Source organism: Paracoccus sp. pheM1 (assembly GCF_018499825.1).
Lineage (GTDB): Bacteria > Pseudomonadota > Alphaproteobacteria > Rhodobacterales > Rhodobacteraceae > Paracoccus > Paracoccus versutus.
Window position 1 is genome coordinate 1,062,182 of the sequence record NZ_JAGXCX010000002.1, and the last position, 23,617, is coordinate 1,085,798.

General features: G+C 70.0%; 23 protein-coding genes. 6 read left to right on the plus strand and 17 right to left on the minus strand.

Annotated elements, in window-relative coordinates; translation table 11 throughout:
- Positions 1 to 7: 7 nt before the first annotated feature.
- The gene (locus KF941_RS19320) at positions 8 to 2,413 is read right to left on the minus strand and encodes an ATP-binding protein (RefSeq protein WP_214274267.1); all 2,406 of its coding nucleotides are present in this window, start codon (positions 2,411 to 2,413) and stop codon (positions 8 to 10) included.
- An 8-nt stretch (positions 2,414 to 2,421) separates the two neighbouring features.
- Positions 2,422 to 3,075 carry a transporter substrate-binding domain-containing protein gene (locus KF941_RS19325; RefSeq protein WP_166435371.1) on the minus strand — a complete coding sequence of 218 codons (654 nt, stop codon included), beginning with the start codon at positions 3,073 to 3,075 and terminating at the stop codon, positions 2,422 to 2,424.
- 250 nt (positions 3,076 to 3,325) lie between these two features.
- Between KF941_RS19325 and KF941_RS19330 the strand changes: the two genes are divergently transcribed.
- From KF941_RS19330 to KF941_RS19345, 4 genes are read left to right on the plus strand one after another with little or no spacing between them, the layout of a single operon-like run.
- Positions 3,326 to 4,159 (plus strand): transporter substrate-binding domain-containing protein, encoded by an 834-nt coding sequence (locus KF941_RS19330; RefSeq protein WP_036759698.1) that lies wholly within the window; start codon positions 3,326 to 3,328, stop codon positions 4,157 to 4,159.
- Positions 4,160 to 4,172: 13 nt separating this feature from the next.
- Positions 4,173 to 4,928, plus strand: coding sequence for an amino acid ABC transporter permease (locus KF941_RS19335; protein ID WP_214274268.1), 756 nt, complete (start codon positions 4,173 to 4,175; stop codon positions 4,926 to 4,928).
- Positions 4,918 to 5,799: an amino acid ABC transporter permease gene (locus KF941_RS19340; protein WP_116220446.1), complete on the plus strand. Its 882-nt coding sequence runs from the start codon at positions 4,918 to 4,920 to the stop codon at positions 5,797 to 5,799. Before KF941_RS19335 ends, KF941_RS19340 begins: the two co-directional genes overlap by 11 nt.
- A gap of 11 nt (positions 5,800 to 5,810) precedes the next feature.
- Complete coding sequence (locus tag KF941_RS19345; protein ID WP_036759693.1) at positions 5,811 to 6,560, plus strand: amino acid ABC transporter ATP-binding protein; 750 nt, start codon at positions 5,811 to 5,813, stop codon at positions 6,558 to 6,560.
- A 79-nt stretch (positions 6,561 to 6,639) separates the two neighbouring features.
- On the opposite strand, the gene KF941_RS19350 is transcribed toward KF941_RS19345, so the two are convergent.
- From KF941_RS19350 to KF941_RS19365, 4 genes are read right to left on the minus strand one after another with little or no spacing between them, the layout of a single operon-like run.
- The gene (locus tag KF941_RS19350; protein WP_214274269.1) at positions 6,640 to 7,251 is read right to left on the minus strand and encodes a hypothetical protein; all 612 of its coding nucleotides are present in this window, start codon (positions 7,249 to 7,251) and stop codon (positions 6,640 to 6,642) included.
- Position 7,252: 1 nt separating this feature from the next.
- Positions 7,253 to 10,135, minus strand: a complete 2,883-nt coding sequence (locus KF941_RS28415) for a 2Fe-2S iron-sulfur cluster-binding protein (RefSeq protein WP_214274270.1) — start codon at positions 10,133 to 10,135, stop codon at positions 7,253 to 7,255.
- Positions 10,132 to 10,401 carry a sarcosine oxidase subunit delta gene (locus KF941_RS19360; RefSeq protein ID WP_116220450.1) on the minus strand — a complete coding sequence of 90 codons (270 nt, stop codon included), beginning with the start codon at positions 10,399 to 10,401 and terminating at the stop codon, positions 10,132 to 10,134. The genes KF941_RS28415 and KF941_RS19360 overlap by 4 nt, the downstream gene beginning before the upstream one ends.
- Before the next feature lie 9 nt (positions 10,402 to 10,410).
- The gene (locus KF941_RS19365) at positions 10,411 to 11,652 is read right to left on the minus strand and encodes an FAD-dependent oxidoreductase (RefSeq protein ID WP_214274271.1); all 1,242 of its coding nucleotides are present in this window, start codon (positions 11,650 to 11,652) and stop codon (positions 10,411 to 10,413) included.
- Positions 11,653 to 11,824: 172 nt separating this feature from the next.
- Between KF941_RS19365 and KF941_RS19370 the strand changes: the two genes are divergently transcribed.
- Positions 11,825 to 12,727 carry a LysR family transcriptional regulator gene (locus tag KF941_RS19370; protein WP_214274272.1) on the plus strand — a complete coding sequence of 301 codons (903 nt, stop codon included), beginning with the start codon at positions 11,825 to 11,827 and terminating at the stop codon, positions 12,725 to 12,727.
- Positions 12,728 to 12,765: 38 nt separating this feature from the next.
- Here the strand turns inward: KF941_RS19370 and KF941_RS19375 are convergent, their stop codons facing one another.
- The 3 genes from KF941_RS19375 to KF941_RS19385 form a co-directional block, all read right to left on the minus strand.
- Positions 12,766 to 13,185 (minus strand): DUF2269 family protein, encoded by a 420-nt coding sequence (locus KF941_RS19375; protein ID WP_346429015.1) that lies wholly within the window; start codon positions 13,183 to 13,185, stop codon positions 12,766 to 12,768.
- A 32-nt stretch (positions 13,186 to 13,217) separates the two neighbouring features.
- A complete protein-coding gene (locus tag KF941_RS19380) occupies positions 13,218 to 13,541 on the minus strand; it encodes a hypothetical protein (protein ID WP_214274273.1) in 324 nt (107 codons plus the stop codon).
- Between the two features lie 78 nt (positions 13,542 to 13,619).
- Positions 13,620 to 14,021 (minus strand): NAD-dependent epimerase/dehydratase family protein, encoded by a 402-nt coding sequence (locus KF941_RS19385; protein WP_116220453.1) that lies wholly within the window; start codon positions 14,019 to 14,021, stop codon positions 13,620 to 13,622.
- A gap of 318 nt (positions 14,022 to 14,339) precedes the next feature.
- Here KF941_RS19385 and KF941_RS19390 point away from each other — a divergent pair, with 318 nt between their 5' ends.
- Positions 14,340 to 14,885, plus strand: a complete 546-nt coding sequence (locus KF941_RS19390; protein WP_083539305.1) for a CAP domain-containing protein — start codon at positions 14,340 to 14,342, stop codon at positions 14,883 to 14,885.
- A gap of 21 nt (positions 14,886 to 14,906) precedes the next feature.
- On the opposite strand, the gene KF941_RS19395 is transcribed toward KF941_RS19390, so the two are convergent.
- The 8 genes from KF941_RS19395 to tauA form a co-directional block, all read right to left on the minus strand.
- On the minus strand, positions 14,907 to 15,887 hold the full coding sequence (locus KF941_RS19395; RefSeq protein ID WP_214274274.1) for a phosphate acetyltransferase: 981 nt from the start codon (positions 15,885 to 15,887) through the stop codon (positions 14,907 to 14,909).
- A gap of 3 nt (positions 15,888 to 15,890) precedes the next feature.
- Positions 15,891 to 16,907, minus strand: coding sequence for a putative sulfate exporter family transporter (locus KF941_RS19400; RefSeq protein ID WP_214272461.1), 1,017 nt, complete (start codon positions 16,905 to 16,907; stop codon positions 15,891 to 15,893).
- Between the two features lie 213 nt (positions 16,908 to 17,120).
- Complete coding sequence (gene xsc / locus KF941_RS19405; protein ID WP_072462046.1) at positions 17,121 to 18,902, minus strand: sulfoacetaldehyde acetyltransferase; 1,782 nt, start codon at positions 18,900 to 18,902, stop codon at positions 17,121 to 17,123.
- Between the two features lie 12 nt (positions 18,903 to 18,914).
- The gene (locus KF941_RS19410; RefSeq protein ID WP_214274275.1) at positions 18,915 to 20,306 is read right to left on the minus strand and encodes an FAD-binding oxidoreductase; all 1,392 of its coding nucleotides are present in this window, start codon (positions 20,304 to 20,306) and stop codon (positions 18,915 to 18,917) included.
- 8 nt (positions 20,307 to 20,314) lie between these two features.
- Positions 20,315 to 20,737, minus strand: coding sequence for a nuclear transport factor 2 family protein (locus KF941_RS19415; RefSeq protein WP_116171109.1), 423 nt, complete (start codon positions 20,735 to 20,737; stop codon positions 20,315 to 20,317).
- 92 nt (positions 20,738 to 20,829) lie between these two features.
- Positions 20,830 to 21,657 (minus strand): ABC transporter permease subunit, encoded by an 828-nt coding sequence (locus KF941_RS19420; RefSeq protein WP_036756128.1) that lies wholly within the window; start codon positions 21,655 to 21,657, stop codon positions 20,830 to 20,832.
- Positions 21,650 to 22,459, minus strand: a complete 810-nt coding sequence (locus KF941_RS19425; RefSeq protein WP_036756131.1) for a taurine ABC transporter ATP-binding protein — start codon at positions 22,457 to 22,459, stop codon at positions 21,650 to 21,652. The genes KF941_RS19420 and KF941_RS19425 overlap by 8 nt, the downstream gene beginning before the upstream one ends.
- A gap of 66 nt (positions 22,460 to 22,525) precedes the next feature.
- The gene (tauA, locus tag KF941_RS19430) at positions 22,526 to 23,542 is read right to left on the minus strand and encodes a taurine ABC transporter substrate-binding protein (RefSeq protein WP_214274276.1); all 1,017 of its coding nucleotides are present in this window, start codon (positions 23,540 to 23,542) and stop codon (positions 22,526 to 22,528) included.
- Positions 23,543 to 23,617: the final 75 nt, after the last annotated feature.

Genomic DNA, 23,617 nt, shown 5'->3' on the forward strand with positions numbered 1-23,617 from the left:
GGCGCGGCTAACCGGGCGACGGCTCGCGCGTCTCCTCGGGCCGGGTCGCGGCCTCGTCCAGCCGGTCCAGGGCCGCGGCGATGCGGTCCATGTCCACCGGGTCTTCCTGCACCGCATGGCAGACCTCGGCCGCGCCCAGTTGCAGCGCCGCGCCCCTGATCGCATGCAGCGCCTCGGCCAGCGGCATCCCGCCCGCCAGCAGGCCGCGCCATTCCTCGATCTCCTCGGGGATCCGCGCCCGCCATCGCGCCGCAAGCTGCCGGTCGCCGCCGGTGTTGCGGTCCAGCGCGGCGTGATCCAGCACCGGCAGGGCATCCTCGAGCACCGAGGCCAGCGTCCCGGCCAGGGCGGCGCCGGTCGCGGGCTTGGGCAGGAAGGCCGCGAAACCGGCATCGCGGCAGGCCAGCCGCGTCTGGGTGGACACGTCGGCGCTCGAGGCGATGACCGGGATCGCCAGCCCCCGCGCCCGCAATGCGCCCATCAGGGCGATGCCGTCCATTTCCGGCATGTGCAGGTCGGTGATGATCGCATCGGGCAGCGGATGGTCCAGCGCCGCCAGCGCCACACGCCCGCCCGGCGCCGAGGCGACCCTGACGCCAGAGCGCCGCAACAGCTCCTCCATCACGTCGCGGTTGATCTTGCGATCCTCGACCACCAGGACGCGCCTTGCCCGCAACGCCGGCGAGGGGGCGGGACCGGCGGGCGGGCGATCCGCGGCCAGGCGCAGCTCGCGATGGGTCAGGGGCTGCGGCAGGGCCGCCCCGGCCAGGGTCAGCCCGCCGTCGGCAAGCCGCAGCACGGCGCCGTCCGGCGTGCCCGTCATCCGCGCGCGATCCAGCATCCGCGCGATGCGGCGGCGCAGGGCCGGGTCGGGGACGTCCAGCAGCGGGCGCGGCAGGACCGGCGGCGGGTCGGCGGCCGGCGGACCGGGGTCCAGCGGCAGTTCCAGCACGAAGAGGCTGCCCACCCCCGGCCTGCTGCGCAGCGCCAGGCGGCCCTGCATGCCGTGGGCCATCTGCCGGGCGATGGCCAGGCCCAGGCCCGTGCCCGACACCTCGCGCGAGATCGTCGCATCGGCCTGGGTGAAGGGATCGAAGATGGCGGCCTGGTCCTGTTCGGCGATGCCGTTGCCGCTGTCGAAGACCGAGAGCCGCAGCCGATCGCCCCGGCGAAAGACCCGCAGCGCGATCCGGCCCTGGGCGGTGAACTTGACGGCATTGCTGGTCAGGTTCAGCAGGATCTGCGTCAGCTTCTGCCGGTCGCCCAGGATCGTCGCCGGCACGTCGGCGGCGATGTCGCCCTCGAGCCGCAGCGGACGCGACCCGATCAAGGCGCGGGTCTGGGCGATCACCTCGTCGAAGACCGCGTCCACCGCAAAGGGCCGGCGCTCGAAGACCATGTGCCCGCCTTCGAGCTTGGACAGGTCCAGCACGCTGTCGATGCTGCCCAGAAGCTGCCTTGCCGCGCCTTGCATGTCGGCGACCTGCCGGCGCGAGGCGGCGGGCAGCCGGTCGGCCAGCAGCAGTTCCGACAGGCCGGTGATCGCGTTCAGGGGCGTTCGCAGCTCATGGCTCATATTGGCCAGGAAGGCCGATTTCGCCCGCGACGCCGCCAGCGCGTCGTTGCGCGCCACCACCAGTTCGGCGGTGCGCTGCTCGACCTCGTCGCGCAGGTGGTCGCGATAGCGTTCCATCTGCGCGACCGTGCGGGTGAAATCCTGCGCCAGCCGCGCGATCTCGTCGTCGCGGGAACGCAGCCGCCCGGCCGCCGGGCCGGTCAGGCGGAACCCCCGCCCCTCGCGCAGGCCCTGCGCCGCCCGGCTCAGCGCGCCCAGCGGCGAGATGACGTAGCGCCTTGCCAGCAAAAACAGCAGCCCGGCCAGCAGCAGCGCCTGCAAGACGGCGGTCAGGACGATGCGCAGCGCCTGCCGGGTGAAGTCGTTGTAAAAGCCCACGAACGAGAAGGTGACGTCGAGCCTTGCGATCTCGGCCACGCCGTCGGGCGCCCGCAGGACGACCGAGCGGGTCTGCGTCAGGCGCTCGGGCGGCAGCATCCAGCCCTTCAGCCAGGCCGGCAGGGCGGCGGCAGGGCGCTGGACCTGGAAGCGCGGGATCTGCGCCACCCGCAGCTGCTCGGGCGACAGCAGCAGGTCCTCGATCCGCAGCGACAGGATCAGCGGCGCATCGACCAGCCGGTCCAGGATGGCCTGGACCGTGGTCAGGTCCACGTCCCAATAGGCGCGCTCAAGCTGCGGCGCGGCGGAATAGAGGATCCGCTCGGCATTGCCCGTCGCCACCGCGATGCCGCGGCGCAGGTCCGCGACGGCGCTGGCCCCGCCCAGCCCGATCCCCGAGACGATGCTGACCAGCGCCCCGGCCAGCACCATCCGGCGCGCGATGCTGCCCGTGCCCATGCCGCGCCTCACCCGCCCAGCCTGTGGCGCAGGATCGCCGCGATCCGGCCCTCGGCATGCATCCGGCGCAGCACGGCGCCCAGCCGCTCGGCCTTGTCCCGCCCGGCATCGCTGCGGGGGAAGCCGACATAGCGGCCGCGCACGTCCAGCGCGGTGGGCAGGACGCGAACCCGGTCCTCGACCGCCAGCTTGCGCATGGCGTGGCGCAGGTTGGCCTCGCCGCCCACCACCACGTCGGCCCGGCGCAACAGCAGCTTGCGCAGGCTGGTCTCGTCATCGACCGAGCCTTCGTGCAGGAAATGCGTCGAGGCGTCAAAGGCGGGGGTATAGGTAAAGCCGTCGACCACGCCCACCGAATACCCGGCCAGCACGCCCAGGCCAGCAAAGTCGCGCAGGGGCGAATCCGCCATGACGACGAAGACCAGCCGCGTCGTCCGCAACGGCCCGACCATCAGCCAGTTGCGGAACCGCTCGGGGGTCGGCGCCAGCTGGAACAGCCCGTCCGCCTCGCCCATGCCCGGCGCCAGCAGCGCCCGGCGCCAGGGCAGGGGCACGAAGCGCATCCCGATCCCCAGCCGCAGGGCGGCATCGCCCAGGATGTCGATGTCGGCGCCGACGAACCGGCCGCTGTCCAGGTAGTTGTAGGGCGCGAACTCGTCCATCCCGACCATCGTCCAGGTTTCGGGCCCCGCGCGCAGGGCCGAGGGCGCGGCACAGGCAGCCGCCCAGCCCGCAAGCCCGCCCAGCACGCGGCGGCGCGCGACCGCGGCAGGGGGCGCGGCGCATGATGGCGCGGCCTTCCCGCCTTTGTCCGGGGAAATAATGTTGCCGCAGCAGGGCAATGTTTTCGTCTCTCACGCTCTGTCGGAGGGCTTTGCTAGTCCTCTCATAATCAACAGGAGAGTCCCATAGATGAAAACCATCCTCGCCACCCTTCTGGCGTCCGCGGTCGCGCTTGCGCCGCTGGCCGCCGCCGCCGAAAGCTGCACCAATGCCGGGCTGAAGCGCATCCAGGATCGCGGCACCCTGATCGCCGGGGTCAAGGCCGACTACAAGCCCTGGGGCTATCGCGACACGGCCGGCAACATCGTCGGGCTGGAGATCGACATGGCGCAGATGGTCGCCGACACGCTGGGCGTCAAGCTGGAGCTGGTGCCGGTGATCGCGTCGAACCGGATGCAGTTCCTGCAGCAGGGCCAGATCGACCTGATGATCGCCACCATGACCGACACTGCCGACCGGCGGGCGATGGTGGGGATCAAGGGGCCGAACTACTATGCCTCGGGCACGGCGGCGCTGACGCCCAAGGCCATGGGCCTGACCGATTGGAACGCATTGCGCGGCAAGCCGGTCTGCGGCGTGCAGGGCTCGTTCTACCTGCAGAAGATCGAACAGGAATACGGCGCCACCATCGCCGCCTTCGGCAACGCGGCCGAGGCCAAGCAGGCGCTGCGCGACAAGAAATGCGTGGCCTTCGTCTATGACGACACCACCATCGGCGCCGATTACGCCGCCGGCGGCTGGGACGATTTCGAGATCTCGCTGCCGGTCGAGGATTTCGCGCCCTGGGGCCTGGCCGTCGCCAAGTCCGAGGAAAGCTGCGCGCTCGGCCAGATCGTCTCGGGCTTGCAATACGCCTGGCACCGCGACGGCACGCTGATCGAGCTGGAAAAGAAATGGGGCGTCGCCGCCAGCCCCTTCCTGGCCGACATGCACGCGCGGATGGCCGATCCGCTGGCGCAGTAGGGGCCGCGCGCCGATGCTGACGGACATGCAGGATTTCTTCCGGGAACTGGCCGCCACCTCTCCGCACTGGAACTTCATCTGGCTTTACGATCCGGTCCAGATGGACCGGGTTCTGGGCGGGCTGTGGATGACCATCAAGCTCAGCCTGGCCTGCCTGGTGTTTTCCGTCGTCATCGGCGTCGTCGGCGCCTGGGCGCAGGAGGCGAAAAGCCGCCTTCTGCGCAGCGCGGTGCAGGGCTATGTGCAGTTCTTCCGCAACACGCCGCCGCTGATCCAGCTGCTGTTCTTCTATTTCGCGCTGGGGCAGTTCACCCCCAGCTACAGCCCCGACGGCTGGCTCGAGGTGCCGATCATCTCGAACGTCGGCTGGGCGATCATCGCGCTGTCCTTCTTTACCGGCGCCTTCAACATCGAGATCTTCCGCGCCGGGATCGAGGCCGTGCCCCATTCCACCCGCGAGGCCGCGGAATCGCTGGGGATGACGCGGCTTCAGGCCTATACCAACGTGGTGCTGCCGCTGACCCTGCGGATCTCGCTGCCGGCGCTGTCGGCCAATCTCATCAACCTGGTCAAGACCACCAACCAGGCCTATGCCATCGCGGTCCCCGAACTGCTTTACCAGTCCGTCTCCATCTGGAACGATTTTCCCTCGGCCCAGAACCCGACCATGCTGCTGATGATGGTCTGCTACCTGGGGCTGGTCGGGCTGTTGTCCCTGGGCATGGGCCAATGGGAACGCAAGCTGAGGATTCCAGGCTATGGCGTATAAAACCCCCGTCCCGATGGCCAAGGGCGCGCTGCCGGTCCTGCTGCCCTTTGCCCCGCGCGGCCCGGCCTATGACGCGTTCTTCGCGACGCGCTGGCTGGCCGCGATCCCGGCCGGCTGGATCGTGGCGCTGGCGGCGCTGTTTCCCGCCATGGTCCTGGCGCAGGCCGGCGCCGCCGCCGCCATCGAAACCCCGCTGGAAAAACTGCTGCGCTGGATGCCCTTCCTGTTCACGCAGGGCTTCCTGTTCAACGTCCTGATCTCGGTCCTTGCCATGGCGATCGGGACGGCGGTCGGCGCCTTTGCCGGGCTGGCGCTGATTTCGCGCGCGCGGCTGTTGCGCGCCGTCGCGCGGGTCTATGTCACCTTCTTCCGCAACGTGCCCTGGCTCGTGCTGCTGTTCATCGTGCTGCTGGCCTTTCCGTTCCAGATCAAGGTCTTCGGCATGACGATCCCCCTGCCCGGCTGGATCAAGACGGTGATCGGCCTGGCCATCCCGGTATCGGCCAACATCGCCGAGGTGGTCCGCGGCGCCGTCCAGTCCGTGCCCACCGCGCAATGGGAGGCGGCCGAGTCGCTGGGCTTCACCCGCCGCCAGACCATCTGGCAGATCATCCTGCCGCAATGCTTCAAGCGGATGCTGCCGCCCTGGATGAACTGGTATGCGATCCTGACCATGTCCACGCCGCTCTGCTCGCTTCTGGGCGTGGGCGAGATCATCAGCCTGACCCGGCAGGCCATGGAGGCCGAGGGCAACCGCCCCGAACTCCTGATCCCCTTCTACGGCTTCGCGCTGCTTCTGTTCCTTGCATACTGCTATCCGATCGCCCGCCTGACCCTGCGGCTGGAACGTCGGTTCGCGGTCAAAAACTGAAAGGGTGTCCCATGACAAACTGGACCGCCGACCAGCCCATCGTCCGCCTGCGCGACGTCCACAAATCCTATGGCCAGGTCGAGGTGCTTCGCGGCATCAGCATGGACGTGATGAAGGGCGAGGTGATCTGCATCATCGGCCCCTCGGGATCGGGCAAGTCGACGCTGATCCGCTGCATCAATGCGCTGAACGACATCCAGGCCGGCTCGATCCAGGTCGAGGGGCAAGAGGTCCACGACCCCAGGCTGGACAAGCTGGCCTTGCGGCGCAAGGTCGGCATGGTCTTTCAGCAATACAACCTGTTCCCGCACAAGACCGCGCTGCAGAACGTGATGATGGCGCCGGTCAAGGTGCTGAAGGAAAAGCCCGCCGAGGTCGAGACCCGCGCCCGCGCCCTGCTGAAGAAGGTGCGACTGGAGGGCAAGGAGAACCACTATCCGGGCGAGCTTTCGGGCGGCCAGCAGCAGCGCGTCGCCATCGCCCGCTCGCTGGCGATGCGGCCCGACGTGATGCTGTTCGACGAGGTGACGGCGGCGCTGGACCCCGAGACGGTCAAGGAAGTCCTCGTCACCATCAAGGATCTGGCCGCCGAGGGCATGACCTGCATCCTGGTCACGCATGAGATGGGCTTTGCGCGCGAGGTCGCCGACCACATCTATTTCACCGACCGCGGCGTAATCGTGGAACACGGGCCCCCGGCCGAGTTCTTTACCCAGGCCAAGGACGCGCGCACCCGCGACTTCCTGGACCAGGTGCTGTAGCGCCGGCTAGAAACCGAACGCCCGCCCGATCTGCCGGATCGGGCGGGCGTCTTCATGTTCGCCAAAGGGGGCCGGGCGATCAGCCCGCCAGGCGGCCCATCTGGAATCCCGCCAGCACGTCGGCGACGAAATCCGCCGCATAGTCCGACGAAGCCACGTCGAACAGCATGTCCAGGCCGGGCTGGCCGTTGCGGTCGTTGCGGACCAGCACCGCATCCATGTGCAGGGCGCGGGTCTGGACCACGGCGCCGGGGCCGAAAACATGCGGCCGGGTATCGACCGCGGTCAGCAGCGGCAGGGCATCGGCCAGGCCCGGCCCGGTCAGGGCCAGCCAGCACCAGGTCTCCTCGCGCCAGGCGTCGAAGCCCTTGGGGCCGGCGGCCTGCTGCCAGTCGTGCCGCAACGCGGCCAGCCCCGTTGGTCCGGCGAGGGGATCGGCCAGCAGGACGACCTCGTCGCCGCCCAGCCGGACGACGGTCATGCCGGGGGCCTCGGCCGTGCGGTGGATGGTGTCGGGCAGCGGGCAGCCGCGGCCGGACAGCCACGCGGCCGTGCCGGGCCCGCGCAGCCCGAAACGCGGCAGCGCGGACAGGTCGAGCATCCAGTCCCGGCCGTCCTGGGGCCAGGCGTCCAGCAGCGGCAGCAGGTCGGCAAGCGGCCATATCCGGGCCGGTGCGGCAAGCGCGGTCATGTCACATCTCCTGTCGTGCATTGTCTTTGTCATGGAAGGGCAGCGCGACGACGGGCGCCTCGACCTCGGCGCCGGCAAAGCCGCGCAGGGTGATCCGCGACCCCGGCTCGGCCTGGTCGGGGGCGACATGGGCCAGCCCGATCCATTGCCCCAGCGTCGGCGAATACCCGAAGGAGGTGACATGGCCGACAGGCTTGCCGTCCTGAAGCACCAGCGCGGATTCGCCCACCCCGGCCGCATTCCCCTCGTCCGGCAGGGCAAAGCCGCAAAGCCGGCGCTTGTCGCCCAGGGCGCGGCGGCGCTCGACCGCGGGCTTGCCGATGTAGAAGGGCTTCTTGCGCGACAGCGCCCAGCCCATGCCCAGCTCGTCCGGCGTGGACAGCGCATCGGTGTCCTGCCCGATGATGATATGGCCCTTTTCCAGCCGCAGGATGCGCGACGCCTCGAGCCCATAGGGCCGCAGCCCCAGGTCCGCCCCCGCCTCGAGCAGCGCCGCCCAAAGCCCGGCGGCATGGGATTGCGGCAGGTGGATCTCGTAGCTCAGCTCGCCGGTGAAGCCGATGCGCATGACCCGGACCGGACAACCCGCCAGTTCGCCCTCGCGCCCGTCCAGGAAGGCAAAGCCCTCGCGGCCGAAGTCGATGCTGCCGGGCAGGCGCTCCAGCACCTCGCGGGCCCTGGGGCCGGTCAGGTTCATGGCGCCGAAGGCCGCGGTCACGTTCTGGATGTCCACCCTGGCGCCCATGATGGTCTTTTGCAGCATCATCTCGGCGAAAAGCCGATCGACCGCGCCGGTGGTCGCCGTCACGTAGAAATGCTCGTCCGACAGGCGGAAGGCCACGCCGTCGTCCAGGATCGACCCCATCTCGTTCAGGGCCAGGCAATAGCGCACCCGGCCCACCGGCTGCCCGGCATGGGCCATGGTATAGATGCGGTCCAGGAAGGCCCCTGCATCCGGCCCGCGGATCTCCAGCTTGCCCAGGGTCGAGACGTCCAGCATCCCCGCCGCCTCGCGCACCATGTGGATCTCGCGCCGGATCGCATCCTCGGGCGCGTCGGCGCCGGGATAGACCAGGGGCCGCCACCAGGCGCCCACCGGCGTCATCCGGGCCCCGGCCGCCAGATGGGCGGCGTGCAGCGGCGTGCGGCGGTGGCGTTCGGGCGTGGTATCGGCCAGAAGGCCCAGCCTTTCCGGGCCGAAGGGCGGGCGCGCGGTGGTGATGCCGACCTCGGCCAGGCTGCGCGCGGTCTTGCGGGCGACGATGCGCGCCGTGGCCAGCGCCGAATGCCGCCCCTGCGACGGCCCCATGCCGACGGTGGAATAGCGCTTCACCAGCTCCAGTTCGCGATAGCCGTCGGCGATGGCGTTCTCGATGTCCTTGACCTGGAGATCCTCGTCGAAATCGACGAAGTCGCGGCCCTTGGGATGGGCCGGCGAGGGCGCGGCGCGGCGCCAGCCGGCCTGCACCGGCGCCGGCGCCGGCAGATCCTGCGCGGGCGCCAGGCCCAGCCCGGCCGCGGCGCGCAGCCCGGTGATCCGGCCGCTTTCGATCACCGCCGCCAGGTCGGACAGGCCCGCCGCCGCCCCGGCAAGGTGGACGTGCGCCGGCACCCCGGTGATCGAGAAACGCGTGCCGCCGTCGTCCGAGGACAGCCGCGCCCCGGCATGAAGCGCAAGCTGGTAGCCCGGCGTATAGCCGCCGGCCATGACCAGCAGGTCGCAGTCCAGCCGGGTCCGGCCGCCCTGGCGGTCCTGGACCTCGACCGCCTTCAGGTGCAGGCCGCCGCGGGCCTGCCGGATGGTGCAGCCGCGCATGACCGGCACCCCGCGCCGCGCCAGTTCCGGGGCAAGGCCGTCGCGGTCCTCGGCCTCGGGGTCGATCACCGCGGCGATCCTGACGCCGGCATCGTCCAGGTCCAGGGCCGCCAGATAGCCGTCGCGGTCGCCGGCATAGACCACCGCCCGCCGGCCCGGACGCACGCCGTAATGCCGCATCAGGCGCTGCGCGGCCGAGGACAGCATGATGCCGGGCAGGTCGTTGTTGCGAAAGATCAGCGGCTGCTCGTGCGCGCCGGTGGCCAGCACCAGCTCGGCCGCGCGGATGCGGATCAGGCGGTCGCCTTGCAGCACCGGCAGCCAGTTGTCGGCGAAATGCCCGTTGCAGGTCGCGCCGGACAGGACCGCGATCCCGGCCGCCGCCGCCTGCCGGCGCAGCGCGTCCAGGTGGCGGGCCGCATCGGCGGTTTCGACGCCGAAGCGGGCATAGGTCAGCGCGCCGCCCAGTTCCGGCTCCTTCTCGGCCAGGATCACGTCGGCGCCCGCCTCGGCGGCGGCGATGGCGGCGGCAAGGCCGGCCGGCCCCGCCCCCACCACCAGCACGTCGCAATGCCGGGTTTCCTTGAGATAGCGGCGCGGCGCCGGGTCCAGGCTGACGGTGCCCAGCCCGGCCGAGGCGCGGATGATCGGCTCCCACAGCTTCAGCCAGCTGGTCCTGCGCGGCCCGAAGAAGGTGCGGTAATAGAAACCCACCGGCAGGAAGCGGCCCAGGTGGTCGATGATGCGGCCGCGATCCCGGCGCAGGCTGCCGCTGACGTTCAGCGGCGTGACCGCCATGCCCTCGGCCACCTGGCGCAGGTCGGCGCGGACATTGGCCTCGTCGCCGATCTGCACCAGGGTATTGGCGTCCTGCCCGGCCATGGTCAGGATGCCGCGCGGGCGGTGATACTTGAAGGACCGCGACAGGATCCATTCGCCCTTGGCGGCCAGCGCGCTGGCGATGGTGTCGCCGGGATGGGCAGAGACGGGCCGCCCCTCGAAGGTGAAGCCGATGGCGGCGTTGCGGTCGATGCGGCTGCCCCAGCCGTGGCCAAGTCTGTTGCTCATGCGGCGCTCGTGGGTTTGTCTGCGTCCGAACCCTTCAGCCAGGTGCGCAGGATTTCATCGGAAATCAGGTTGCGTTCGGCGATGAACACCGTGTTCGAGGGGGTGTGGCGCCACCATTCGCGCAGCACGCCCATCGGGTTCGGCGCCAGGAAAAGCCGCTCGACCAGGGTTTCGTCGCGGGCCTCGTCCTCGGCTTGGACGGGGCCGAGCCATTGGAATTCGGAAATATTGCGGGGCCCGTTCACCGGGCAGGTCATGATCTTCATCGCAGCACCTCAATGCCCGGCCGCCGTGGCGCCCATTTCGTTCAGAAGCTCGAATCGCGCAAAGCGCTCCAGCGCAAAGGGCATCAGGATGTCGGGCACCCGCCCGGTCGCGATGGTTTCGGCCATGCGCTTGCCCGCCACCGCCGTCGCCTTGAACCCCCAGGTGCCCCAGCCCGCGTCCAGCCAATAGTTCTGCAGGGGCGAGGCGCCCATGATCGGGCTGAAATCCGGGGTGATGTCGGTGATCCCCGCCCATTGCCGCAAAAGCTTGACGTTGTGCAGGAAGGGCATCAGCTGCAGCGCGCCGGTGGCCAGCGCCTCTTTCTGCGGCAAGCTGGAGCGGGTCGAGGCCAGCTGGTAGGGGTCGGTCCCGCCGCCGATCACGATCTCCCCGCGCGAGGACTGCACCAGATAGGTATGCAGGTTCGACGAGGACAGCAGGATGTCCAGGAACGGCTTGAGCGGCTGCGTGACCATGGCCTGCAGGGGAAAGCAGCGGATCGGCAGCCGGATGCCGGCCATTTCGGCGATGCGCCCGTTCATCCCGCCCGCCGCCTGCAAGACCTGCCCAGCCAGGACGGTGCCGCGGTTGGTCCGTATTTCGGTCACGCGGCCGCTGGCGATGCCGAAGCCCGTGACCTCGGTGCGCTGGTGGATCTCGACCCCGCGCTCGGCGGCGCGCTTGGCATAGCCCCAGGCGACGGCATCGTGGCGCGCGGTGCCGCCGTCGGCGTGCCACAGCCCGCCCAGGACCTCGTGCTGGCCACCGAAATCCATGTTCACATGCGGGCACAGCTCCTGCACGGTCTGGGCATCGACGACCTCGGCGCGGATGCCGGCATGCTTGCCCATCTCGGCCCGCAGGCGAAAGCTGCGCATGGCCGCGTCGGAATGGGCCAGCGTCAGCTGGCCGCGCTGCGAGAACATGACGTTGAAGCCCAGCTCCTGCGACATGGTCTCGAACAGCGAGACGCCTTCGCGATAGAACTCGATCGAGGGCAGCGTCAGGTAGTTCGAGCGCACCGTCGTCGTGTTGCGCGCCGTGTTGCCGCCGGCCAGATAGCCCTTTTCCAGCACGGCGATGTTCGAGATGCCGTGGTAATGCGACAGGTAATAGGCCGCCGCCAGCCCGTGGCCGCCGCCGCCGATGATGACGACATCGTAGCTTCTGCGCAGCTCAGGCGTGGAGGGAATGTCGCGATAGGGCCGGTGGCCCCGTCTCAACCCGTATTTCAGCAATTCGATCGGCATGCGTCGTCCCCGGTTTTCCGCCGCCAGTCTTGCCGCCGGCCGCTGCGCGGGCAAGAAACGGAACCTGGCCCTCAGACCCCGTTTTCGTAATGGCCGGAAAAGAAAACCCGCTGGCAAGGGGCAGGCCGTCCCGCCATAATGACCGGCGGCCCGGCAGATGAGGATCGGCCCCATGGACCTGCGCTTTCTGGAAACCTTCATCGCCATCGCCGATTGCGGCTCGATCGCCGAGGCGGCCCGGCGGCTGAACCGCACGCCGGCGGCCCTGACCCAGCGCCTGCACGCGCTGGAGCAGGAGCTGGGGCACAAGCTGGTCCTGCGCTCGGGGCGCACGGTGCAGCCCACGGCCCAGGGGCTGGCGATCCTGGATCACGCCCGCGCGCTGGTGCAGGGCGCGCGCGATCTTCAGGCGCTGGCGGCGAACGGGGTGCCGGCGGGGCAGTTGCGGCTGGGCGCGACCGCGACCTCGCTGACCGGATTGCTGCCGGCCATCATCACCCGGCTCAGCGCCGACTATCCCTCGATCGAATATTTCGTCCAGCCCGGCTCGTCGGTCGATCTCTACCATCGCGTGGTCGAGGGACAGCTGGACGCGGCGATCATCGTCAGGCCGCAATTCGCCATCCCGAAATCCACCGACTGGCTGACCATCCGCGACGAGCCGCTGGTCTTCATCGCCTCGCAATCCGCGCCGCCGCTCGACCCGCATGTGCTGATCGAGCGGTCGCGCTTCATCCGCTACGACCGCAACCAATGGGGCGGGCAGATCGTGGACAAATACATCCGCGACCACGGGCTGAAGGTGCAGGAATGGCTGGAGCTGGACGCGCTGGACGCCATCGCCGCGCTGGTGGACCGGGGCCTGGGGGTGGCCATCGTCCCCGACTGGGCACCGCCCTGGCCGGATGGGCTGCGGCTGCGCAAGACCCTGCTGCCCGCCGGCGAGGCGCGGCATACCGGGGTGATCTGGCAGCGGTCCGGCGCCCGGCATCCGGCGGTCCACGCCTTTGTGCAGGCCTGCCGGACGGTCTTTGCCGGGCCGGCCGCCGGCGGCAGGGGCCGGCCGCCGCCCTGAGGCGGGGCCCTACCAGATCTGCGCCGGCCGCGCGATCATCAGCCAGAAGATGCCCGGCACGGCGGCAAAGGCCGGAAAGCCGAAGGCGAACCAGGCCCGAAAACAGCGCGGCGGAAGCGCGCGCGCCGGTGCAGCGCCGCGACGGCCAGGTCGCGCATCTGCATCTGCATCCAGACCACCGGCAGCCAGAAGGCGCCGGTCAGCAAATAAAGCAGCAGCGACAGCACGATCCGATGCTCGCCCAGCCCATAGCCCAGGTGCCAGGCCAGCGCGCCCGCGACCACCCCCGGCCCGGCCAGCGCCCGATGCATCAGTTCCAGCCCGTTCTCGAAATCCGTGGTCAGCGAGATGATCGCGGTCAGCGTCCAGAACAGCACCAGCACCACGAACAGCACCGGCTTGATGGGATAAAGCCGGGCGAACCAGCGCTCCTGCACCGTGGCCGGGCGCGCGCGCAAGGTCTCCTCCAGGCCGCGGGGCCGGATGCCGGTCAGTTGCGTCCAGGGCGCCGGGTCGCCGACGGCGCCGTGGCGGATCTCGGCCCGCGCGGTGCTGCGCAGCGGCGGGCGCCGGCCCAGCCTGCCCGCCAGGTCGCCCGCCCGGTAAAGCAGGCCCGCCACCAGCCAGGCAGCGCCAGCGGCCGCGCCGGGCGCCAGCCCAGCCAGGCGCGATGCAGCGCCACCACCTGGGCAAAGGACAGCCGCTCTGGCCCGGCCAGTTCCAGCGCCAGCCGTGCCGGCCGGTCGGGCGGGACGAAGAACGCCACGGTTTCGGCCACATTCTCCAGCGCCGCCCCCTGCAGGGGGCCGGTCACGGGCATCACCGGCAGCACGGGCAGGGCCGCCTAGCACCACCGAGGGCCGCAGGATCACCCAGTCCGGGTCCAGCGCCATCAGCGCCCTGTCGCCCTTGAGCTTGCTGGCCGAATAGGCCGAGGCCTGCCGCCGGTCCACCCGATGGCCGAGAAATGCACGGCCCGCCGCACCCCCGCCGCCGCGCAGGCGCGAAACAGCGCCTCCGCCCCGGTGGCATGGGCGGCGGCGGTATCCTCGCGCGCATTGTCCTGCAGCACGCCGACGCAGTTCACCACCGCGTCGATGTCGCGAAGATGCGGCAGCCAGGTCTCGGGCTCGCGCGCCTGGCGGAAATCCACCCGGATCCAGCCCGAGACCGCGCCGGGTGCCGCCGGCGCGGCGCTGCGGGTGGTGCCCAGGACGACATGGCCGTCGGCGACCAGCCGGGTGCAGACGCTTTGCCCGATCAGCCCCGTCGCCCCCGTCACCAGCACCCCCATGGCCGGCCTGCATCGGGGGCTGTATCGGGGGCTGGGCCGGCCGCCTCACGCCTGACCGGGCGGCTCATCGGTCGTCTCTCCTTGGGATTTGCACGAAAATTCCGCGAGGACCGGGTGAAACGCCCGCAAGCGGCCTTGTTCCAGCGCCGCAGCGGATCAGGAACCATGTCCCCTTCCGGGTCGTTTTGCACGCATGACGTGTCCGAAGATCGCCGGCACAGCCCCAGGGCGCTGCGACCCGCATTTCCATCGTGCTTTCGTTCAGGTTTTTCCAGTCGTGCCGCAGGCGTTCTTCCATCGCATCAGGAGGAAAACACGATGCCGCACGAAATCCCCCACCCCGCATGCACGGCGGTTGCGGCCTGCCTGCTGCTTGCCGCATGCACGGCGCCGCCAAGCGCCGGGCCGGACAAGGCCTATGACGTGCAGGTCTCGGCGCCGGGCCTGGTCGAATGCAGCGCCCCCAGCCCGCAGGTCGTCCGGTCCGGCCTCAGCGCCACCAACCGCGCCCGCAGCCAGGCCGGGCTGCCCGCGGTCCAGGCCAATGCCCTGCTGTCGCAGGCCGCGGCCGCCCATGCCTGCGACATGGCGCAGCGCGGCCGGATGAGCCATGCCGGCAGCCGCAGCAGCGGCCCGGCGCAACGGCTCAAGGCGCTGGGATATGCGCCGCGCATCACCGCCGAGAACATCGCCGCCGGCCCCTACGGCGCCGACCAGGTGCTGGGGGAATGGAACAGCTCCAGCGGGCACCGGGCCAATATCCTGATCCCGCAGGTCCGGCAGTTCGGCATCGGCCACGCCACCGGCGCGGATGGCCGGACCCGCTTCTGGTCGGCCGTCTATGCCGCCCCGGCCGGGCGCTGAACGCAGCGGGTCGGGCCGCCGCTAGGACGCGGCGACCGGCCCGGGCTCTGCTGTCTGGACGGCGGTTACGGCTGCTGCGTCGACGATGTCTTTGACGGAGCATCCTCGCGAGAGGTCGTTTGCGGGTTTTGCCAGTCCCTGCAGGATGGGCCCGATGGCGGTGAGGCCGCCCAGGCGCTCGGCGATCTTGTAGCCGATATTGCCCGCGGCGAGGTCGGGAAAGACGAAGACGTTCGGCCGCCCCGACAGCCGGCTGGCCGGCGCCTTCCTCGCCCGGATCGCCTCGTCCAGCGCGGCGTCGAACTGCATCTCGCCATCCACCTCGAGATCCGGGGCCGCGGCGCGGATCAGCGCCAGCGCCTCGCGCAGCCGCCCGAGGCTCGGGTGGTCGGCCGAGCCCGCGGTCGAGAAGGACAGCAGCGCCACCCGCGGCTCCTCGGCCAGCAGCCGGCGGCAGCTTCCGGCGGCCGAAAGCGCGATGGCGGCGAGCTCCTGCGCGTCGGGCTGGATCACCAGCCCGCAATCGGCAAAGATCATGCCGCCCCTGATCGGCGCGCCCGGCCCGCAGGACAGCATCAGGAAAAAGCTCGACACGATGCCGGCATCGGGGGCCCGGCCGATGATCTGCAATGCGGCGCGGACGGTGTCGGCGGTGGTGGCGACGGCGCCGCCCAGCGTGCCGTCGGCCTGGCCCAGCCGCACCCGCATCGCCGCCTGGCGGATCGGGTCGCGCATCTCGGCCAGCGCGCGTTCGCCGGTCATGCCCCTGGCCGCGCGCATGCGGTGCCAATGGTCGGCCAGTTCCGCCAGGTCGGGCGCGCCGGCCGGGTCGATGCGGCGGGCGCCGGGGATCTCGGGCCCGCCCATCAGGGTGACGCGCGCCAGCCCCTCGGCCAGCAGCCGGCGGGCGGCCTCGGCCACGCGCGGGTCGTCGCCCTCGGACAGGATGATGTGGCGGTCCAGCGCCTTGGCGGTCTGGTGGATGCGCTCGAGCGGTTTCATCTCTTACCCCAGGAAATGCAGGCCGGCGACGACGAAGACGCCCAGGAACACGGTCTCGGCCACGATCAGCCCGATGGCGCCGGCGCCGACCTCGAGCATCTTGCCGAGCGAGGTCTTGATGCCGACGGCGGCGATGGCGATCAGCAATGCCCAGCGGGACAGCTGCCCGGCGAAGTCCGAGACCGCCGGCGGCACCAGCCCCAGGCTGTTGAGCGTGGCGAGCGCGAGAAAGCCGATGACGAAGCCCGGCAGCAGCGGCGGCGCCTTGCCGCCCCGGCGGTCCGAAAGCCCGCGCGCCCGGATCGCCAGGGAAAAGCACAGCACCACCGGCGCCAGCATGGCGACGCGGATCAGCTTGACCAGGGTCGCGGTCTCGCCCGCCTCGGGGCCGATCGAGAAGCCGGCGCCGACCACCTGGGCGACGTCATGGATGGTGCCGCCCAGGAAGACGCCGGAATCGCGGGCGGTGAAGCCGAAAAGCCCGGCCAGCATCGGGTAGAGCACCATGGCCACGGTCGAAAGCACGGTGACGGACAGCACGGTGAAGACCAGGTCGCGTTCGGATTTCTCGTGCCGGGGCAGGACGGCGGCGATGGCCATGGCCGCCGAGGCGCCGCAGATCGCCACCGAGCCGCCGGTCAGCAGCGCAAAGCGCCAGCCGCGGCCGGCCAGCCGGCTGGCGGCAAGGGCGAACAGGATGGTCAGCACCACGCCCGCCGCCACCAGCGCGATGGCGCCCGGCCCCAGCGCCGCCAGCATGCCGGCCGAGATGCGCGCGCCCAGAAGCGCCACCCCCAGCCGCAGCACGGTGCGCGCGGTAAAGGCGATGCCGGGGGCGGTGCGGGTGCCCTCCTCGGCCAGGAAGTTCAGCGCCAGGCCCAGAAGCAGCGCCAGCAGCATGGCGGGGGCGCCGTAATGATCCGACAGGAACTGCGCCGTGGCCGCGACCAGCGCCGAGACGGCGAAGCCCGGAAAGGCTTCCTCGATCAGGCCGCGCGAAGGGATCATGGTGGAAATCATCGTCCTCACCGGGATGCGGGGATGGGCCGGGGCGCTTGTTGCTGCGCGCCGGGGGGTGTCATGGGGGCCGCGGGCGGGGCGGGGGCGCCGAGGGGGGCCCTGCCCCCCTCGCGCTTGCGCGGCCCCTCGATGGGGCCGCGCAAGCGCCCCCCCGGGGTATTTGGGAAACGGAGAAAGGCAGGGGACGCCCCGGCCTTCCGCCGCCGTCCCGCCTCAGGCCGCGCCCTGCTGGGGGCGCATGTCGGCCGGGTCGATGCCGGCGACCACCACCGGCTTCTTCATCGCGTCGCGGCGGAAGGGCTCGCCCAGTTCCTGGTTCAGCAGCACCTCGATGAAGGTGGTCTCGCGGTTCTTCATCTGCCGCTCGACCGCATCGTGCAGCGCCGCGGTCAGTTCCTCCTGGCTCTTCACCTGCACGCCGACGAGCCCGCAGGCCTGGGCGATCTTCGCATAGGAGGTGTCGCGGTCCAGCTCGGTGCCGACGAAGTTGTTGTCGTACCACAGCGTGGTGTTGCGCTTTTCCGCCCCCCACTGGTAGTTGCGGAAGATCACCATGGTGATCGCCGGCCAGTCCTCGCGGCCGCAGGCGGTCATCTCGTTCATCGAGATGCCGAAGGCGCCGTCGCCGGCAAAGCCGATCACCGGCACGTCCGGATTGCCGATCTTGGCGCCCAGGATCGCCGGGAAGCCGTAGCCGCAGGGCCCGAACAGCCCCGGCGCCAGGTATTTCCGCCCGGCCTCGAAGCTCGGGTAGGCATTGCCGATGGCGCAGTTGTTGCCGATGTCCGAGCTGACGATCGCCTCCTTCGGCACCGCCTGCATGATCGCCCGCCAGGCCTGGCGCGGGCTCATCAGCCCGGCGTCGCGCCTGCGCGCGTCCTCGTTCCATTCGGTGCCGGGATCGTCCTCCTCGTGGTCCAGGCTCGACAGTTCCTGCGCCCAGCGGGACCTGGTCTGCGCCACCAGCGCCTTGCGTTCCGCCCGGCCGGCATCGCCGGCGGTGGGGGCGAGCTGCGCCAGGATGCCGCGCGCCACCTTGGCCGCGTCGCCCTGGATGCCGACCGTGACCTTCTTGGTCAGCCCGATGCGGTCGGCGTTGATGTCGACCTGGATGATCCTGGCGTCCTTCGGCCAGTAGTCGATGCCATAGCCCGGCAGGGTCGAGAACGGGTTCAATCGCGTGCCCAGCGCCAGCACCACGTCGGCCCTGGCGATGATCTCCATCGCCGCCTTCGAGCCGTTGTAGCCCAAGGGGCCCATGGCCAGCGGGTGCGAGCCGGGGAAGCTGTCGTTGTGCTGGTAGTTCGAGCAGACCGGCGCATCCAGCCGCTCGGCCAGCCTGGCCAGCTCCGGGATCGCGCCCGACAGCACCACGCCGGCGCCCGACAGGATCACCGGGAACTCGGCCGCGGACAGCAGCTTTGCCGCCTCGGCCACCGCCTGCTCGCCGCCCGCGGGCCGCTCGAAGGCGACCACCTGCGGCAGCTCCACGTCGATGACCTGGGTCCAGAAGTCGCGCGGGATGTTGATCTGCGCCGGGGCCGAGTTGCGCCAGGCCTGCATGATCACCCGGTTCAGGACCTCGGGGATGCGCGAGGCGTCGCGCACCTCTTCCTGGTAGCAGACGCAATCGGCGAAGATGCGCATCTGCTCCATCTCCTGGAAGCCGCCCTGGCCGATGGTGCGGTTCGCCGCCTGCGGCGTGACCAAGAGCAGCGGGGTGTGGTTCCAGTAGGCGGTCTTGACCGGCGTGACGAAGCCGGTCACGCCGGGGCCGTTCTGCGCGATCGCCATCGACATCCGGCCGGTCGAGCGGGTGAACCCGTCCGCCATCATCCCGGCGTTCGTCTCGTGCGCGCAGTCCCAGAACGTGATCCCAGCCCTGGGAAACAGGTCCGACACAGGCATCATCGCAGAGCCGATGATCCCGAACGCATGCTCGATCCCGTGAAGCTGGAGAACTTTCACAAAAGACTCCTCAGTGGTCATTCTCATGGCGATGGCTCCTTATTTGCGCTCGTCGCGGAAGTGATAGAGTTTGTAGAGGCCCCATTGGCCGAGGCGCCGGAACGGCGTCCTCCAGCCCTCATGCGGCAATTCGTCGTTGAAGATCGGCAGCCTGGGCACAGCCTCGCCCGCGACCAGCTGCGCCATGCGCCGCCCGGCCATGGCGGAATACATCACGCCGTTGCCGCCATAGCCCAGCGCATAGAAGGCGCCGGGCAGGTCGGCCAGTCCGGTGATGCGCGGCATCATGTCGTGGCTGACATCCACCCAGCCCCACCAGCTGTAGTCCAGCTCGATCCCGCGCAGGGCGGGGAACTTGCGGGCCATCCCCTGCTTCAGCGCCTCCAGATGCGCCGGGTTCGCGGCATCGCGGCCGGTGATCGCGGCACGCGAGCCGATCTGCAGCCGGTTGTCGGGCAGCAGCCGGTAGTAATGCCGCAGCGTCCGGGTGTCGGTCAGCGGCGAGAGCTTCCGGATGCCGACCGCCTCCAGCTCGCCCGGCGTCAGCACACGGGTGACGATGCTGTTCGACATGATCGGCATCAGCCGGTCCCTGAGCCGCGGGTGCAGGCCGCGCGGCGCATAGGCCGCCGTCGCCACCGCCACGCGCTTGGCGCGCACCGTGCCGCCCGGCGTGCGCAGGTGATGCACGCCGCCGCGGTATTCCCAGCCCTGCACCGGGCTGTCGACATGCACTTTCGCGCCCAGTTCGCGGGCGACGCGCAGGTAGCCGAAGGCCAGCTTCGCGGCATGGATGCCGACGCCGTCCACCTCCCACATGGCGCCATGCGCCTCCATGTCGCGCACGACGGTCCGGTGCAGCTCGTCGCGCGAGATCATGCGGGCGTCGTAGCCGAAGGTTTCGCGCAGAAGCGCCGCATCCTTCTGCAGCGCGGGCATCACGCTGGCCTTGTGGGCGATGTAGTAATGCCCGCCGTCCTGCGGATCGCAGTCGATCGCATGGTCGCGGATCAGCCCGCGGAACAGCGCGAACCCTTCGCAGACCTCGGCATGCAGGCCCTTGGCGGTATCGAGGCCCCAGCGCTCGATCCACTGGCTGCGCTTGAGCCGGCCCGAGCTGACCTGCGCCTGCCCGCCGTTGCGGGTCGAACAGCCATAGGCGACGCCGTTCGCTTCCAGCACGGTGGCCTTGATGCCGTGCATCTTGGCCAGGTGGAGGGCGCAGGAAAGGCCGGTATAGCCCGAGCCGATCACCACCACGTCGGCATCCATGTCGCGCGTGACCGGGCCGTCGTCCGCAGGCGGCTCGCCGGCGGTGCCGATCCAGTAGGTCGGCGCGTAATCGCTGCGCGGGCCCAGGCTGCGGCTGGTGATGGGGTCATAGAACGGGTCGTAGGGCTGCGCGCCCGCTCGTTTCTCGATCGCCTGCATGGCGGGCCTCATTTCTCGGCAAGGGCGGAGGCGGGGGCAGGGGCGGGGATGGCCGGGCGCTGCTTGCGGATCGCCTGCTTCTCGACGATCCGGCCGTCCGCGATGCGGAACAGGTCCACGCCCTGAACTTCGGTCCGGCTGCCGTCCGGGTTGGTGGCGCGGAAGGTCCATTGCGACACGCCGCGGGTGCCGTCCTCGGACAGGAAATGCGTGTGGTCGGCCCATTCGACGTCCGGCATCGTGGTCCAGACGGTCTCGAAGGCCCTGGCGATGGCGGCCTTGCCCTCGACCTTGTTGCCGTATTCATGCTCGCCGGCGACGGTGTAGAACACGCAATCCTCGGCGAAATGGGTCATCACGCCGTCGATGTCGTGGCGGTTGAAGGCGTCGAAGGTGGCCTTCAGGTCGCCGGCGGTCAGCTTGCGGGTCATCGGTGGATACTCCTCTCCCGGTCGGCGGCGCGCGGGCGCGCCTCCGGGACGTTTGCGGTGAATGGTTGCGGGTCAGATCCGGCGGACGGGGGTCAGACCTTGCCCTTCCAGGGGATCAGCGCCCGTTCGATGCGGCGGATCAGCAGGTCGAAGGCAAAGGCCAGGATGCCGATCACGATGATCCCCATGATCACGGCGTCGCTGGCCAGGTATTCGGCCGAGTTCAGCACCATGAAGCCCAGGCCGCGGTGGGCGGCGACCATCTCGGCCGCGACCAGCGTCGTCCAGCCCACGCCGATGCCGATGCGCATGCCGGTGAAGATCTCGGGCAGCGCCGCCTTCAGGATGACGTGGAAGATCACCTGCAGCTTGCTGGCGCCCATGGCGTAGGCGGCATGGATCTGCTCGATCGAGACCGAGCGCACGCCGGCCCGCGCCGCGATGGCCATGGGGGCAAAGATCGCCAGGAAGATCAGGAAGACCTTGGGAAACTCGCCGATGCCCAGCCAGATGATGATCAGCGGCAGATAGGCCAAGGGCGGCAGCGGGCGGTAGAACTCGATGATCGGGTCCAGCAGGCCCCGGACCACCCGGTTCACCCCCATCAGGATGCCGACCGGCACCGCGACGGCCAGCGCCAGGAAGAAGGCGCCCAGCACCCGGCCGAGGCTGGCCAGCGTATGCTGCACCAGGGTCGAGTTCGACACGCCCTCGGTCGCGGCCAGCACGAACTTGCCCCAGACCGCGGCGGGCGAGGGCAGGAACAGCGGCCTGACCCAGCCCATGCCGGTGACAAGGAACCACAGCGCGATCAGCGCCAGCGCCGTGGCCAGGCTGATGAGCGCGCTGGAGCCGTCGCCGGGGGCGCCGTAGGATACGCCGGGCCGGGCCGGGCGTGCTTTCATCAGCCGGTCAAGCATGGATCTTTTCCTGCTCGCCGGCGCGTTCGTCGCCATAGATGATGCCAAGGATCTGCTCCCTCATCTCGATGAAATCGGGGCTGGACTTGATGGCGCGGGCATTGCCCTCGGCCAGGAAGCGGCGGTTGAAGTCCAGCTCGTAGGTGTGGGTGATGCGGCCCGGCCGCGGCGACATGACGATCAGCCGCGAGCCGAGGAACAGCGCCTCCTCGACGCTGTGGGTGATGAAGAAATACATCTTGTCGGTCTGCTGCCAGATCTGCAGCAGCAGTTCCTGCACCGTCTCGCGGGTCAGCGCGTCCAGCGCCGCCATCGGCTCGTCCATCAGCAGCATGGCCGGGTCGCAGGTCAGGGCGCGGGCGATGCCGACGCGCTGCTGCATGCCGCCCGACAGGTGATAGATCATGTGCTTGTGGAAGTCCTGCAGGCCGACCAGCGCCAGGTTCTTCACCGCGCGCTCGCGCCTTGTCCTGGCGTCCACGCCCTGCAGTTTCAGGCCGAATTCCACGTTGTCGATGACGTTCAGCCAGGGCAGCAGCGCGTGTTTCTGGAACACCACGCCGCGCTCGGCGCCGGGGCCGGCGACCGGGCGGTCGCCCAGCGTGATCTGCCCGGCCGAGGGCGCCATGAACCCGGCCATCAGGTTCAGGAGCGTGGTCTTGCCGCAACCCGAGGCACCCAGCGCCACGACGAAATCGCCGCTCTTGACCTCGAGGTTCACGCCTTTCAGCGCCGTGACGGGGGCGCCCTTGTGATGGCCCGGATAGATCAGGCTGACGTCGGAAACTTTCAGTGTCTGCATATCAGCGGTCTTTCAGAGGAAAGGGTTGAAGCGCGCGGGAAGGCGGCCCCGCAGGGGGCCCGCCGCCTATTGCGCCGCGGCCTGGGCGAAGCTCGGGTTCACGAAGGGGGCGTAATCGTCCAGCGCGCCGTCGATCTGCTTCTGCTCGACCAGGAAGCGGGCGCTTTCGCCCAGCGCGCGCACCGCGCCGCCGGTCAGCCAGGTCTCGGAGGCCTGCTCGGCCGCATCCGGGAAGGACAGCATGTTCAGCGCCTCGACCGTGCCGGCGGCGTCGCCGCCGATCATCTTGACGATGCCGGCGACCTGCGGGGAATCCTCGGTCCAGGCCGCCTTGTCGGCATTGTAATCGGCATAGGCCCCGGCCAGCGCCTTGGTAAAGGCGGCCATGAAGTCCGGGTTCTCGGCAGCGAATTTCTTGTCCGCCACCAGCCCGTCGAAGGTCGGCACGCTGGCCGCGCCAATCTGTTCGCTGTCGGCGATGACCGTGCCTTCCTTCATCAGCTCGGTCAGCACCGGCGGCCAGACATAGGCCGCGTCGATGTCGCCGCGCTGCCAGGCGGCCAGGATCTGCGGCGGCTTCATGTTCAGGATGTTGACGCCGCGCGGGTCGATCTTCCAGACCTGGTCCATCCCGACCAGCAGGTGGAAATGTGAGGTCGAGACGAAGGGCACGGCGACGTTCTTGCCGGCCAGATCCTCGGGCTTCTCGATGCCCGAGCCGTTGCGGGCGACCAGCGCCTCGGACTTGCCGATATTGTCGAGGATCCAGAACAGCTCGAACTCCACCCCGCGCGTCGCCGCGGCGGCGATCCCGGTCGAGCCGATCACCCCCACCGGCACGTTGCCCGAGGCAAGCGCCGTCGAGATGTCGCCGCCCGAGGAAAACTGCCGCCAGTCGATCTTGTAGCCCGCCTCCTTGGCCGCGGCGTCCAGCCGGCCGTCGGCGATGGCGGCGATGAAGGGGCCGACGATCTGCTGGTAGCCGACGACCACGGTGGTCTCGGCATGGGCGGGGGCCAGGCCGAGGCCGGCGCCAAGCGTCATCGCGGCCAGGAAGACTCCGGCCCGGTTCATGTTGGTCATTCTTGTGACTCCCTGTCTTTCGATTGTTGGTCTTGCGACGCGGCCGAGCCTGTCGGCTCAGCCCCGGTGATTGGC